The organism is Actinomadura litoris, from assembly GCF_009733595.1.
Classification (GTDB): Bacteria; Actinomycetota; Actinomycetes; order Streptosporangiales; family Streptosporangiaceae; genus Spirillospora; species Spirillospora litoris.
Map to the genome: position 1 here is coordinate 100,952 of NZ_WOFH01000005.1, position 12,344 is coordinate 113,295.

Here is a 12,344-nt window from a genome sequence, read left to right on the forward strand (position 1 = left end):
CTCGTCAGTCCGCCAGGAGGCGTGCGACGAGGGTGCGGGTCCAGTCGGGGGACAGCGGCAGGTGGGTGAAGACGGCGCGGAAGTAGACGGGGGCGATGATGGCGTCCGTCGTGTGGTCGAGGGTCGGGGGCCGCCCGCCCCGGGCCTCCTCCCGTTCGAGGATGGCGTCGAGCTGCTGCCGGCGCTCCCCCAGGCACGCGGCGGCGCCCTGCGCTCCGGCGACGCCGATGGTGGCGCGGATCAGCGCGAGGCTGTCGGGGTCGCCGAGGTCCTTGGCGAGGTTGAACGCGTAGCGTTCCAGGTCGCCGCGGAGGTCCCCGGTGTCCGGCACCACGAAGCCGCCGGAGAAGCGGCTGCCGGTGACGTCGGCGAGCAGCTCGCCGACCGAGCCCCAGCGCCGGTAGACCGTGGTGGGGTGCACGCCCGCGCGGGCGGCCACGACCGGGATCGTCGGCGGTTCGCCGGCCTCGTCCGCGAGCAGTTCCCTGACGGCCCGGTGGACGTCCGCGCGCACCCGGGCGGAGCGGCCGCCCGGCCGGCTGCCGGTGTGGGGCGAAGACGAGGTGGAGGCGGGCATGTCACCATTATTGCACTGATCATTGCTTTATAGATGCAGTGATCGATGCGTTTGTGTTACCTTCGGGACCACTAACGCAACGATCACTGCGAGGCTTGCATGCCTGCCGTATCCCCCCTGATCAAGCCGCCCGCCGGCGGGCCGCGCGTGCCGTGGAGGGGCGCCTTCACCTCCGCGGCCGCCGTCCTCGTCCTGTTCGTGGCCGCCTCCGGTGCCCCGACCCCGCTCTACGTGATCTACCAGCAGCGATGGCACTTCACGGCGTGGGTGCTGACGGTCGTCTTCGCCCTCTACGTGCTCGGCGTTCTGGGCTCGCTGCTCACGGTCGGAGCGCTGTCGGACCATCTCGGCCGCCGCCCGGTGCTCGCCGGCGCGATCGCGGTGCAGGCGGTCGCGCTCGTCCTGTTCCTGGTCGCCGGGAACGTGTTCGTCCTGGCCGCCGCGCGGGTGCTCCAGGGTCTCGCGACCGGCGCGGCGACGACCACGCTGAGCGCCGCGCTCGTCGATCTCGAACCGTCGCGCGGACGGGCGGGCGCCGTCACCTCGGTCGCGCCCCTGACCGGGCTCGCCTTCGGCGCCCTCGGCAGCGGCGCGCTGGTGGAGTTCGGCCCCGCCCCGACCCGGCTGGTCTATGGGGTGCTGCTCGGCGCGACGGCGCTCGCGGCCGTGTTCGCCCTGGTCATGCCGGAGACCTCGGCGCGCCTGCCGGGAGCCGTCGCCTCGCTGCGGCCGCGGGTCGCGATGCCCGCGCACCTGCGCGCCGAGATCGTCCCGGTGGTGCCCGTGATGATCGCGAGCTGGGCCCTGGCCGGGATGTACCTCTCGCTCGGCCCGTCCGTCGCCGCCGGACCGCTGGGGCTGCGCAGCCATCTGATCGGCGGTGTCGTCGTGACGCTCCTGGGAGGCACCGGAGCGCTCACGGTCCTCGTGCTCCGGTCCCGTTCCGCGTCCTCGCTGCTCGGTCCCTCGTCCGTGCTGCTCGCGCTCGGGACGCTGGGCTCGCTCGCCGGGGTCACGGAGGATCTCGCCTGGCTCTGCGCCGCGGGCACCGTCGTCGCCGGTCTCGGCGTCGGCGCGGCGATGCTGGCGTCGTTCGGCACCTTCGCCCGGGTCGCCCGGCCGGACGAGCGCAGCGCGGTCTTCGCCCTGGCGAACGTCATCAACTACCTGGGGAACAGCGTGCCCGCCGTGCTCGGAGGGATCGCCGTCACCGCGCTGGGGCTGCGGACCGCCACCGACATCTACGCGCTGACGATCGCCGTGATCTCCCTTTCCGCCCTCGTCCTGCATCTGAACCGGGTGCGGACGAAGCGCCGCGCCGTCCTGGCCCAGCGCTGCTGAGACGCCGGTTCCGCGGCACACCGAATCGGCCTGACAAGGAGAAGAACATCGTGACCACGGTCAGCAGGACCCGGTCGAACCGTGAGGTTCGGCGGGCGGACCATACGACGATTCGCTACTCGGCCAGCGGTCCGGCCGGGGGTCCGGCCCTGGTCCTCGTCCACGGCTGGGGATGCTCGCGCGGCGACTTCGACGCGGTGACCGACCACCTGCCGGGGGATCACCGCGTCCTCGCGGTCGACCTCGCGGAACACGGCGACTCGCGGTCCACGCGGGACGTTTTCACCATGGCGGAATTCGCCCGCGACGTGGCGGCGGTGCTGGAGGCCGAGGCGGTGGAGTCGGCGGTCGTGGCGGGGCACTCGCTCGGCGGCGCGGTCGCCGTCGAGGTCGGACGGCTGCTCCCCGACACGATCACGCACATCGTCGCGCTGGACGCGCTGCATTACCTGTCCCTGTTCCCGGCGCTGAGCGAGGGAGAGGCCGCGGCGTTGGAACGCCTCTTCCGCGACGACTTCGCCGGAGCGGTGCGGGGACTCGTGGAGGGCGGTTCACCGGAGGGCACCGATCCGGCCTTGAAGGACGCGTACTTCGAGAAGATGGTCGCGGTACGGCAGCCCGGGGGCCTGCGCGCCATCGAGGGCCTGGTCCGCTGGGACATGGACGCGGCGCTCAACGGGACGAGGCAGCCGGTCACGGTGTTCGCGATACGCGACCTGGTGGCGCGCGAGGCGATCGACCGCTACGGCGACCGCCTCGACATCGTGCTCGTCGACTTGGGCAGCCACCACTTTCCGGTGGAGTCCCCGAAGGAGACGGCGAAGCTCCTGGCCGGCGTGAGGGGCTGACGAGAGGGGCGGCTCCGGGGCCGGGGTCCTCGTCCTCGGCGGGGCCGCCGAGGGCGAGGACGCCGCGGGTCGCTAACTGACCATGTCGTGCAGCAGGTTCGCGGCCATGGTCGTCCCGTCGGTGCGGCTGGCGGCGGCCACCGCCCCCGCCCGTTCCCGGGTCTCGGGGGCCAGGGCCAGGGCGAGCGCGGCCGACAGGGACTCGACGGTCGGCTCCCGGCCCTCGTGCGCCGCGCCTATGCCGAGCTCGGCGACGCGGGCGGCCCAGGAGGGCTGGTCGGCGATCTGCGGCACCACGACCTGGGGCGCGCCGGCGCGGGCGGCGGTTCCGGTGGTGCCCGCGCCGCCGTGGTGCACGACGGCGGCGACCCGGGGGAACAGCGCCTGCTGGTTGACCTCGCCGACGGCGAAGCAGTCGGCGAGGTCGTCGACCGGGGCCAGGTCGGCCCAGCCGCGCGCGAGCACGACCCGGCGCCCGTGCGCGCGGCTCGCCTCGATGGCCACCCGGGCGATGCCCTTCGGGGCGTAGGCGGCCATGCTGCCGAACCCCACGTAGACGGGGGGCTCGCCCGCGTCAAGGAACGCCTCCAGATCGGCCGGGAGGGGACGGTCGTCGGGCAGGATCCACGCGCCGGTCTGCACCACGTCGAGGTCCGTCCTGCCCGCCGCCGGGCACAGCGTCGCGTCCGCCGCCAGCCACGGCCGTTCGGTTAGGACGTAGTCGCGGACGTTGTCCACCGGCGGCAGGCCGATTTTCGCCCGGTGGCTGTTGAGCGCCTCGCCGTACAAGGCGTTCACCCGTTCCGCGTCGTGTTTCCAGAGGACCCGATTGTCGGTCTCGCCTTCCGGGGACGGCGCGCCCGGCCGCTTTCCCGGCGGGAAATGCCGCGACGGCAGTCCGAGCGTGTGAAAGCAGGCCAACACATAATGGATGCCCATTTTCTCGGCCACGTCCCGCGCTCCGGCGGGCATCAGCCCGGTCGTCAGCAGCACGTCGCATCCCTCGGCGGCCGTGCTGAGCGTCTCGAACCGCGCCGCCACCAGTTCGGGAGCGAGGCTGAACGCGGCCTTCTCCGAGGGCGGCTTCGGGCGCGCGACCACCGAGCGCACGGACGGGCCGAGCGGAATCAGCGGCACGCCCGCGCGGTCCATGAGCGCCTTGAAGTCCTCGTCCGGCGGCGCGCAGACCCGGGTCTCCGCGCCGAGTTCGCGTAGCCGCGCGGCGAGACCGGCCACCGGTTCGACGTCCCCGCGCGATCCCCACGTCGACAACAAAACACGCACTGCGTGTCCCCCCATTTCGCTGGTGCTGACCTTTCGGCCGCCCATCTTGAGGGATGACCGGGGTCTTGCCGCAAGCCCCCGGTCGTGTTATAAATTAGTAGTGGCAGGGAGTGTCGACTCCCTGCCTTTGTCTTTGCCGGGGTGCCGCTGAAGCGGCGCTCCGCGCGGCGGAGAGTTCTTCCTTCCGGATATTCGCGGGCGGCTTCACGCGGCTTCACCCGGCCGGGCGACCTCGCGCGGGTCGGCGCGGGACACCGCGCCTGGGGTCAGGCCGTGCCGGTTTCCCTTCCCCATGCGGGGCGGAGGCGCCCGGCGACCTCGCCCGCCTGGCGGAGACCCGCCCGGTAGGACGGCTCCCAGGCCGCCGCGTCGCTCACGTCGGGGCCGAAGGCGCGCAACGCCGCCGGGTCGGGGCCGACGGCCACCACGTCGTCGGCCGGCTCGATGTCCTTCCGCTCGCCGAGGAACACCATCGGTTCGATCACGACCAGCGTGCGGGCTCCGGCCGCGAGATCGGTGTTGGTGCCCGACCGCAGCGCACCGTCCATGTAGCGGCGGCCGCCGATGGCGACCAGCGGCGCCAGCCCGGGGAACGCGCTGCTCGCCGCCACCGCGCGGGCCAGCGGCACGCCGCTGTCGCGGTCCCACACCACGGGTTCGCCGCTGGTAGCGTCCACGGCGGTGATCAACAGCCGCCGCTCGGGCCAGGTGTCCGCGCCGATCAGGGTGGCGCGGCTCCTGACCAGCGCCTCGTCGGCTCCGGGCTCGGCGCCGTCGAGGCCGAGGCGGCCGACGCGCCGGCGGGCCTCGGCGGGGTCCAGGGAACGGTCGCCGAGGAGGGCGAACACCGCGTCCAACCGTCCGGGATCGGGGGCGGCGTCGCGCGCCGCCGGGTCGGCCGCGGTCGCGAGCCGCGCCAGATCCTGATCGGTGGCGAGCAGCGCTCCGACGATCGCCCCGGCGGACGTGCCGACGATCAGGTCGGCCTCGGCCAGGTCCACGCCCACCCGGCGCAGGCCGTGGGCCAGTCCGACCATCCAGGCCGTGCCGACGACACCGCCGGGGCCCAGGACGAGAGCTCGGTCATGCGTGTGCGTACTCATTATTGAAACACTTGTAGCATATATAGGTGAACGCCGTCCCGGCTCCGAGGTCCCGAGGAGGAGAGCGGTCGTGGGGAGACCCCCGGACCCCGCCCGGCGCGAACGCACGCTGGCGTTGGCGACCGACTACGTGCTGGTCCACGGGCTGGCCGGGCTGAGCCTGCGGCCGCTGGCCGCGGCCCTGGACACCAGCCCGCGGATGCTGCTCTACGACTTCGGCAGCAAGCAGGAACTGGTCGCCGCGATCCTCGGCGAGGCCCGGCGGCGGGGCGCGGCGCGGATGGCCGAGCACATGCCGGCCGAGGTCTGCTCCGGCTCCGTGCACGACCGGCTGCGGCGGGTCTGGGCGTGGATCAGCGCCGACGACCGCGCGCCGTACGTCCGGCTGTTCTTCGAGGTGCACGCCGACGGCCTCGTCCGCCCCGAGGGCCACCCCCACCCGGACGAGGCGCTCACGGACTGGTTCAACGCCTTCGGCGCGGCGTTCCGGGACGTCGCCGCCGGCCCCGACGACCCCGTCACGCCCACGCTGATCATGGCCGTCATCCGGGGCCTCCTGTTCGATCTGACGACCACCGACGACCGGGCCCGCGTCGATCACGCGCTGGACCGCTTCGCCGACCTGCTCAAGCCCGGGGCGCCGGGCTGATCACCGACGCCGTGGGGACGGCCTGGCACCAGGGCTGGCCCTCCGTCGCTTGATCCACCTTTCGCGCTGGCGAACCGGCCTCGGAGCGACCCGCCGTGGACGAGTGGGCATGCGACCACTAGTGTGGGCGCATGCCCACTCAATCTTCGGAACAGCCGCCCTCCAGCGCGCCGGAACCCCATCGGCACCGGAACGTGGCGGAGTCGTTCGGCGTGGACGCCGAGCGCTACGACCGGACCCGCCCCCGCTACCCCGACGCGCTGGTGGAGCGGATCGTCGCCGCCAGCCCCGGGCCCGACGTCGTCGACGTCGGCTGCGGCACCGGCATCGAGGCCCGGCAGCTGCGGGCGGCGGGCTGCTCGGTGCTCGGCGTCGAGCCCGACGCGCGGATGGCCGGGTTCGCGCGGCGCGCCGGGTTCGAGGTCGAGGTCGCGACGTTCGAGGCATGGGAGGACGCCGGACGGCGGTTCGACGCCGTCGTCGCCGGCCAGTCCTGGCACTGGGTGGAACCGGTCGCGGGCGCGGCGAAGGCGGCGCGGGTGCTGCGGCCGGGCGGGCTGCTCGCGGTGTTCTGGCACGTCTTCCAGATGCCGGACGAGGTGTTCGACGCGTTCGCCGAGGTCTACCGGCGGGTCGCGCCCGACTCTCCGATCCCGGTCCCGTCGGCGAAGCAGCCGCTCAATCTCTACGAGGGGATGTTCGCCCGGACCTCCGACGGCATCCGCGCCGCGGACGCGTTCGGCGAGCCCGAGCACTGGCGCTACGAATGGGAGAAGCGCTACACCCGGGACGAGTGGCTGGACCAGATCCCCACCCACGGCTCGCTCACCCACCTCCCCCCGGACAAGCTGGCGGAGGTCCTGGAAAGCGTGGGGGCCGCCATCGACCGCCTGGGCGGCGGCTTCACGGTCCCCTACGTCACGGTGGCGGTCACCGCGTCCCGCCCGGCCTGACGCCCCGCCCGGCGGTGGCCTCCCGGACCGCCGGGGCGATCTCCTCGGCCCAGCGCCCCAGCGTGACGTCCACGGGGTCGCCGCCGGTGGGGAAGAGGATGAAGCCGCCCGCGCCGTGCTCCAGGACGGCGCCGGTCAGCTCCTCGATCCACTGGCCGGGCGAACCGCCGATCCAGCGCCCGTCGCCGTCGCGGGTGGCCCTGAGCGGGGTCCCGGTGATGCGGCCCGGCAGGTTGTAGATCGTGGCGATGTCGGCGGGGGCGCGCCCGGCGGCGGCCGCGGCCTCGTCGATGACCGGACGGGACGCCCGGTACCGCTCGCTCAGCCAGTCGGCGGCATGGCCGGGCAGCCAGCCGTCGGCGACCCTGCCGGTGGCGGCCAGCGACCTGGCGCCGACCGAGCCGGTCCAGATCGGCGGGACCGCGACGGGAGCCGCTTCCAGCTCCGTGACCTGGTAGAACTCGCCGTCGAAGGTCACCGGCCCGGTGCCCGAGCCGAGCCTTCTGATGAGGGTGATCGCCTCTTCGAAGGCGCGGACCGCCGCCGCCGGCGACAGGCGCGGGACGCCGAGCCGCACGATGTCGTCCCAGGAGCCGCCCGCGCCCATGCCGAGGACGACCCGTCCGTCCGACAGGGCGGACAGCGACGTGACCATGCGCGCGAGCATCGGCGCGGGCCGGCTCGGCAGGTTCGTGACGTTCGCCATCCCGGAGATGCGCGTGGTGCGGCCGAGGATCACGCCGGTGACCGCGTAGGCGTCCAGCCGGGCCGCGACATAGGGGTGGTCGGAGACGCTGAAAAGGTCGAGCCCCTGCCGGTCGGCCTGGGCCGCGAGCCGCAGGGTCTCGGGAACGGCGGCGATGGAGTTGTCGATTCCGATTCCGAACATGACATCGTCCTCAGGTAGTTCGCGTACCGAATTATGGGTGCCGTACTCTGTGTCGCATGAAGGCCGGAGCGGATCGGATGGGAGTCGTCACCGCGCTGGTGCGCTCCTCATTCCTGGTGGACGCGGTGTACGCCGCGTCGGCGCGGGAGTACGGGCTTACACAGCAGCAGGGCCAGTTGCTCTGCGTGCTGATGTCGCAGCCGTACGGGATGAGCGAGTTGGGCGCGATGCTCGGGTTGGCGAAGTCGAGCCTCACCGGCCTGGTCGACCGGACCGCCCGAAACGGCCTGGTGCGCAGGGAACCCGACCCGCGGGACCGCCGGGCCGCCCGCGTCGCGCTCACCCCGAAGGGTTCGGCGCTCGTGGCCGACTTCTACGCCGAGACCTGCCGGCGCATCGAAACTCTGGCCGACGGCCTCGGTGCGGACGAGCGCGAGGCGCTCGCCGACCTGCTCGGCAGGGTGGTGCGGGACAACGAGGTCCCGGTCGTCTTCATGGAGAAGAACGAAGACACGTCCCCCACGCCCTGACCCGTCCGCCACCGGCTCGCCGCCCGCCTCGCGCCTTGGGCGCGAGGACGGCTCCGGGTGTGCGGAGCCTCGTGCTCCGGCTCCGGGCATCCGCGTGCGCACTCGTCCTCCACATGGTCGTTCGCTCTACGAACCATATTGGTTCGTAGAGCGAACTTCAAATGTGGGGTGTGCGGCCGCGCCGACGCCGGCCGATCTCAGGGAGGCGGGTCAGGCGGTGAGCCGTTCGGAGAGTTCGCGCAGGCGGGCGCGGGCGGCGGTGTCGTAGGACTGGTCGTTCGCGCGCGCGGCGTCCAGGCCGTTGAAGAAGCGGCCCGAGACCTCGTCGAGGGCCGGGTCGGTGACGAGGCGGTGGGTCGCGCGGACGCCCTCCTCCAGGGTGCTGATCGGCGCGGGCACCATCTTGGTGGGCATGAAGGTGGCCGGGTGGAGGGCGTTCGCGGTGACGCCCGTCCCGGCGAGTTCGGCGGCGAGGTCGATCGTGCACATGATCTGCGCGAGCTTGCTCTGCCGGTAGGCGCGGGTGCCGCTGTACCCGCGCGTGATCATCACGTCGGCGAAGTCGATCGGCTGCTGGCCGAGGCTGCTGACGTTGACGATCCGCGCGGGCGCCGAGGCGAGCAGGGTCGGCAGCAGCAGGCGGGTGAGCAGGTAGCCCGCCAGGTAGTTGACCGCGAAGCGCAGCTCGTGGCCGTCCGCGCTCTCCTGGCGCCCGTCGGCGTCGGCGAAGCCGATGCCCGCGTTGTTGACCAGGACGTCCAGGCGCGGGTGGTCGGCGCGGACGGCATCGGCCAGCGCCCGCACCTCGGCGAGGGACGACAGGTCGGCGCGGTACCAGGAGGCGCGCCCGCCGATCTCCTCCAGGGTGGCCTTGCCGCGCTGGTCGTCCCGGCCGTGGACGAGGACGGTGGCGCCCTCGGCCGCCAGTTCGGCGGCGAGGGCGCGTCCGAGGCCGTCCGTCGCGCCGGTGATGAGGATGGTCTGCTCCTTGATGGGCCGCATGCCCCCCATCGTGCTCGGCGCGCATGCGCGCTAACCAGGTTCTGCGGATCGTGGTATTGGCGATAACCCCCAGGTTGGGCGGCGGTCCCAGGATCAGCGCCAACCGTAGGTCGAGCCGCGAACCTAGGTTGGGATCGGCTAGGGGCGGGCCAGGAAGTCCCTGAGGAGCTTGACGAAATCGTCCGAACGCTCCGCCAGCGCTATGTGGCCGGTGTCGAATTCCGCGTATTCGCTTCCGGTGATGGCGGAGCACAGCGCGCGGTGGTTCTCGACGGGAATCGTCGCGTCCCGCGTGCAGCCCACCACCAGGGTGGGGGCTTCGATCCTGGGAAGGAGGTCCCGGATGTCCAGCCGCAGGAGGAGATCCACCTGGCGGAGGACGCCGTCGGTCGGCCGCATGTACGCGGTGGCCTGCTCGACCGCGTCATGGCCGATCTCGTTGAGGAACCGGGCGCTGAAGGAGAGAAGCGTCGCGTACCGTCCGAACGCCTTGGGGTCGTCCCCCAGCAGACGCCAGGTGCTCATCATCAGCTGGAGGTACTCGTCGCCGGCGTGGGTCAGGCCCGCGACGGGCACCAGCCGCCGCACCAGGTCGGGACGGAGCGCGGCGGCGGCCGCGACGGTCGAGGCGCCCAGCGAGAAGCCGACGAGGTCGACCGGCGCGGCGCCGGAGTCCTCGATGACGGCGATGACCTGGGCGGCGAGCGCCTCGATGGTCAGCGGCGCGCCGTCGTCCTCGGCGGGGTCGCTGCCGGCCAGGTCGGGCAGGATCACGGTGTAGCGGTCGGTGAACCGCTCGATCAGGGTGTCCCACATGTTCGAGCCGGGACCGGCGCCGTGCACGAGGACGAGCGCGGGCCCCGACCCTTCGGTCCGGTAGGTGATACGGGCGTTTCCAACGGTGAGTGTCGTCATGCCCCCGACCTCACCAGCGCGAGGCGGAGTTGAGGAGCGGACCGCTGTGGCTAGGACAGCCGGTCCCAGGCTGAGGGGTTTTCGGACGGCCCGGCGGGCGCCGATCATAGGAACATGGACCGCCGTGAACTCGCCGACTTCCTCCGCCGTTCCCGGGAGCGGCTGCGTCCGCAGGAGGTGGGGCTCGCCGCCGGGCCGCGACGCCGGACGCCGGGGCTGCGCCGCGAGGAGGTCTCGCAGCTCGCGGGCATGTCGGCCGACTACTACATGCGGCTTGAGCAGGCCCGGAGCCCGCAGCCCTCGACCCAGATGCTCGGCGCGCTGGCCCGCGCGCTGCGGCTGACCGAGGACGAGCGCGACCACCTGTACGTCCTCGCGGGGCACCGCCCGCCCGCCGGGCCGTTCGCGGGCGACCACGTCCGGCCCGGCCTGCTGTACCTGCTGGACCGCCTCCAGGAGACGCCCGCGCAGATCATCGGTGACCTCGGGGACGTGCTGGCGCGGAACGCGATGGCGGAGTTCCTCTTCGGCTGCGTGTGCACGGTCGAGGAGCCCGACCGCAACATCGTGTGGCGCTGGTTCACCGATCCGTTCGTCCGGGAGGCGTATCCGGAGGGCGATCACGAGCACTACAGCCGCATGCACGTCGCCGACCTGCGCGCCGCCGTGGCGCGCCGAGGGTCCGACGCGGCCGCGTCCGCCCTGGTCAAGCGGTTGCGGGACGCCAGCGAGGAGTTCACGCGGCTGTGGGAGCGGCACGAGGTCGCCGTCCACCGGACCAGCCGGATGCGGGTGCTGCACCCCGAGATCGGGATGATCGAGTTCGACACGGAGGCGCTGCTCACCCCCGCCGAGGACCAGCGGCTGTTCGTGTTCACCCCGCCGCCCGGCAGCCCGAGCATCGAGGCGCTGGAACTGCTGCGCGTGGTCGGCCCCGAGACCGTCCACCGCAGCCATATCTGAATCAGGCGCGGCCCCTGAGGCGCCAGAGGGAGGTGACCTCGGCGGAGCGGGCGGCGTGGAGGGGGTCGTCGGGATCGGCGGCGCGGGGGTGGGCGGGCGCGGCGTCGAGGCGTCCGGCGACCTCCAGGCCGGAGGTCCCGATCATGCCGAGCAACTCGTCCCGGGTGCGGAGGCCGAGGTGTTCGGCCAGGTCGGAGAGGATCAGCCAGCCCTCCCCGCCCGGCTCCAGGTGGTCGGCGAGGCCCCGGAGGAACCCGCGCAGCATGCGGCTGTCGGGGTCGTACACGGCGTGTTCCAGCGGCGACGTCGGTTTCGCGGGAACCCACGGCGGATTGCAGACGATCAGCCCCGCACGTCCGTCGGGGAACAGGTCGGCCTGGACGACCTCCACCCGGTCGGATACGTCCAAGCGGTCGAGGTTCTCTTGGGCGCAGGCAAGCGCGCGCGGGTCCTGGTCCGTGGCGATGACCTTCCGCATGCCTCGGCGTCCGAGAACGGCGGCCAGCACACCGGTGCCCGTGCCGATGTCGAAGGCGAGGGCTGTTCCGGGGAGCGGCGCTCGGGCGACCAAATCCACGTACTCGCCCCTGACCGGGGAGAACACCCCGTAATGCGGGTGGATCCTGTCTCCGTCCAGTGCGGGTATCGGCACGCCCTTCCGCCGCCACTCATGCGCGCCGATCAGCCCCAGGAGTTCGCGTAGGGACGTCACGTAGGGCTCGTCGCACGGCCCGTACGCCTCCGTGCACGCCTGGACGACATCGGGTGCGCGCCTGAGCGGAACGACATGTCCCGGATCGAAGGGGATGAGGAGCATGCCCAGCGTCCGCGCGCGCTGGGCGCGGGCCTGGCGGTAGAGGTGGAACGCCTGGACCTGGGACGGTTCCGCGCCCTTCCGCCTCTGGCGCCGGGGCGGGCGGTCGATCCGGCGGGCCAGCGCCGACAGGAGCTGGCGCGCGTTCTGGAAGTCGCCGCGCCACAGCAGCGCCGTCCCCTCGCAGGCCAGCCGGTAGGCGTCGTCCGCGCGGGTCTCGTCATCAGCGACGACGACCCGGCGCGGTGGCGGCGCGCCGCTCTCCGAGCGCCACCGGACGCGGCGCTCCGCGCCGTCCGCGTCGCGCCAGCCGATGACGGCCTCTTCCGTGCGGGTCGGTCCTTCGTTCACGTCGTCCATTCGCCGCTCGTCGACCGTTCCGTGAGATCCCCGCCGATCGTACGGCGCCCGGGGACGGGGCGTGCCCGGCGGCCGCGCCGGGGGAGCGTGTGGTCGCTTGTTCACCCTGGTGGGAG

At 73.0% G+C, this 12,344-nt stretch carries 13 protein-coding genes; 6 read left to right on the top strand and 7 right to left on the bottom strand.

Annotation, left to right across the window (positions count from 1 at the left end; all coding sequences use genetic code 11):
- Positions 1-4: 4 nt before the first annotated feature.
- Positions 5-577 carry a TetR-like C-terminal domain-containing protein gene (locus GNZ18_RS15200; RefSeq protein WP_156217135.1) on the bottom strand — a complete coding sequence of 191 codons (573 nt, stop codon included), beginning with the start codon at positions 575-577 and terminating at the stop codon, positions 5-7.
- Between the two features lie 99 nt (positions 578-676).
- On the opposite strand from GNZ18_RS15200, the gene GNZ18_RS15205 reads away from it, so the two are divergent.
- On the top strand, positions 677-1,918 hold the full coding sequence (locus tag GNZ18_RS15205) for an MFS transporter (RefSeq protein ID WP_156217136.1): 1,242 nt from the start codon (positions 677-679) through the stop codon (positions 1,916-1,918).
- Between the two features lie 50 nt (positions 1,919-1,968).
- Entirely contained in the window at positions 1,969-2,766 is a 798-nt protein-coding gene (locus GNZ18_RS15210) for an alpha/beta fold hydrolase (protein WP_216651301.1), read from the top strand.
- Between the two features lie 72 nt (positions 2,767-2,838).
- Here GNZ18_RS15210 and GNZ18_RS15215 read toward each other — a convergent pair whose 3' ends face one another.
- A complete protein-coding gene (locus GNZ18_RS15215) occupies positions 2,839-4,002 on the bottom strand; it encodes a glycosyltransferase (protein ID WP_312874544.1) in 1,164 nt (387 codons plus the stop codon).
- A gap of 314 nt (positions 4,003-4,316) precedes the next feature.
- Complete coding sequence (locus GNZ18_RS15220) at positions 4,317-5,153, bottom strand: patatin-like phospholipase family protein (RefSeq protein WP_156217138.1); 837 nt, start codon at positions 5,151-5,153, stop codon at positions 4,317-4,319.
- A gap of 70 nt (positions 5,154-5,223) precedes the next feature.
- Here GNZ18_RS15220 and GNZ18_RS15225 point away from each other — a divergent pair, with 70 nt between their 5' ends.
- Together GNZ18_RS15225 and GNZ18_RS15230 are read left to right on the top strand one after the other, a co-directional pair.
- The gene (locus GNZ18_RS15225) at positions 5,224-5,802 is read left to right on the top strand and encodes a TetR/AcrR family transcriptional regulator (protein ID WP_156217139.1); all 579 of its coding nucleotides are present in this window, start codon (positions 5,224-5,226) and stop codon (positions 5,800-5,802) included.
- A 131-nt stretch (positions 5,803-5,933) separates the two neighbouring features.
- Positions 5,934-6,755 (top strand): class I SAM-dependent methyltransferase, encoded by an 822-nt coding sequence (locus GNZ18_RS15230; RefSeq protein ID WP_156217140.1) that lies wholly within the window; start codon positions 5,934-5,936, stop codon positions 6,753-6,755.
- Here GNZ18_RS15230 and GNZ18_RS15235 read toward each other — a convergent pair.
- Positions 6,733-7,644, bottom strand: a complete 912-nt coding sequence (locus GNZ18_RS15235; RefSeq protein WP_156217141.1) for an LLM class flavin-dependent oxidoreductase — start codon at positions 7,642-7,644, stop codon at positions 6,733-6,735. The two genes, GNZ18_RS15230 and GNZ18_RS15235, sit on opposite strands and share 23 nt — an antisense overlap.
- 56 nt (positions 7,645-7,700) lie before the next feature.
- On the opposite strand from GNZ18_RS15235, the gene GNZ18_RS15240 reads away from it, so the two are divergent.
- A complete protein-coding gene (locus GNZ18_RS15240; RefSeq protein WP_214615661.1) occupies positions 7,701-8,174 on the top strand; it encodes a MarR family winged helix-turn-helix transcriptional regulator in 474 nt (157 codons plus the stop codon).
- Between the two features lie 210 nt (positions 8,175-8,384).
- Here the strand turns inward: GNZ18_RS15240 and GNZ18_RS15245 are convergent, their stop codons facing one another.
- Together GNZ18_RS15245 and GNZ18_RS15250 are read right to left on the bottom strand one after the other, a co-directional pair.
- On the bottom strand, positions 8,385-9,176 hold the full coding sequence (locus GNZ18_RS15245; RefSeq protein ID WP_156217142.1) for an SDR family NAD(P)-dependent oxidoreductase: 792 nt from the start codon (positions 9,174-9,176) through the stop codon (positions 8,385-8,387).
- Between the two features lie 138 nt (positions 9,177-9,314).
- Positions 9,315-10,091, bottom strand: a complete 777-nt coding sequence (locus GNZ18_RS15250) for an alpha/beta fold hydrolase (protein ID WP_156217143.1) — start codon at positions 10,089-10,091, stop codon at positions 9,315-9,317.
- Between the two features lie 114 nt (positions 10,092-10,205).
- Between GNZ18_RS15250 and GNZ18_RS15255 the strand changes: the two genes are divergently transcribed.
- A complete protein-coding gene (locus GNZ18_RS15255) occupies positions 10,206-11,054 on the top strand; it encodes a helix-turn-helix transcriptional regulator (protein WP_156217144.1) in 849 nt (282 codons plus the stop codon).
- Position 11,055: 1 nt separating this feature from the next.
- Here GNZ18_RS15255 and GNZ18_RS15260 read toward each other — a convergent pair whose 3' ends face one another.
- Positions 11,056-12,228: a methyltransferase gene (locus tag GNZ18_RS15260; RefSeq protein WP_156217145.1), complete on the bottom strand. Its 1,173-nt coding sequence runs from the start codon at positions 12,226-12,228 to the stop codon at positions 11,056-11,058.
- Positions 12,229-12,344 lie beyond the last annotated feature (116 nt).

What these genes read in the sequence shown, in the direction of transcription:
- GNZ18_RS15200 (WP_156217135.1), bottom strand. Translation starts at nt 577, where the DNA reads ATGCCCGCCTCCACCTCGTCTTCGCCCCACACCGGCAGCCGGCCGGGC.
- GNZ18_RS15205 (WP_156217136.1), top strand. Translation starts at nt 677, where the DNA reads ATGCCTGCCGTATCCCCCCTGATCAAGCCGCCCGCCGGCGGGCCGCGC.
- GNZ18_RS15220 (WP_156217138.1), bottom strand. Translation starts at nt 5,153, where the DNA reads ATGAGTACGCACACGCATGACCGAGCTCTCGTCCTGGGCCCCGGCGGT.
- GNZ18_RS15230 (WP_156217140.1), top strand. Translation starts at nt 5,934, where the DNA reads ATGCCCACTCAATCTTCGGAACAGCCGCCCTCCAGCGCGCCGGAACCC.
- GNZ18_RS15235 (WP_156217141.1), bottom strand. Translation starts at nt 7,644, where the DNA reads ATGTTCGGAATCGGAATCGACAACTCCATCGCCGCCGTTCCCGAGACC.
- GNZ18_RS15240 (WP_214615661.1), top strand. Translation starts at nt 7,701, where the DNA reads ATGAAGGCCGGAGCGGATCGGATGGGAGTCGTCACCGCGCTGGTGCGC.
- GNZ18_RS15245 (WP_156217142.1), bottom strand. Translation starts at nt 9,176, where the DNA reads ATGCGGCCCATCAAGGAGCAGACCATCCTCATCACCGGCGCGACGGAC.
- GNZ18_RS15250 (WP_156217143.1), bottom strand. Translation starts at nt 10,091, where the DNA reads ATGACGACACTCACCGTTGGAAACGCCCGTATCACCTACCGGACCGAA.
- GNZ18_RS15255 (WP_156217144.1), top strand. Translation starts at nt 10,206, where the DNA reads ATGGACCGCCGTGAACTCGCCGACTTCCTCCGCCGTTCCCGGGAGCGG.
- GNZ18_RS15260 (WP_156217145.1), bottom strand. Translation starts at nt 12,228, where the DNA reads ATGGACGACGTGAACGAAGGACCGACCCGCACGGAAGAGGCCGTCATC.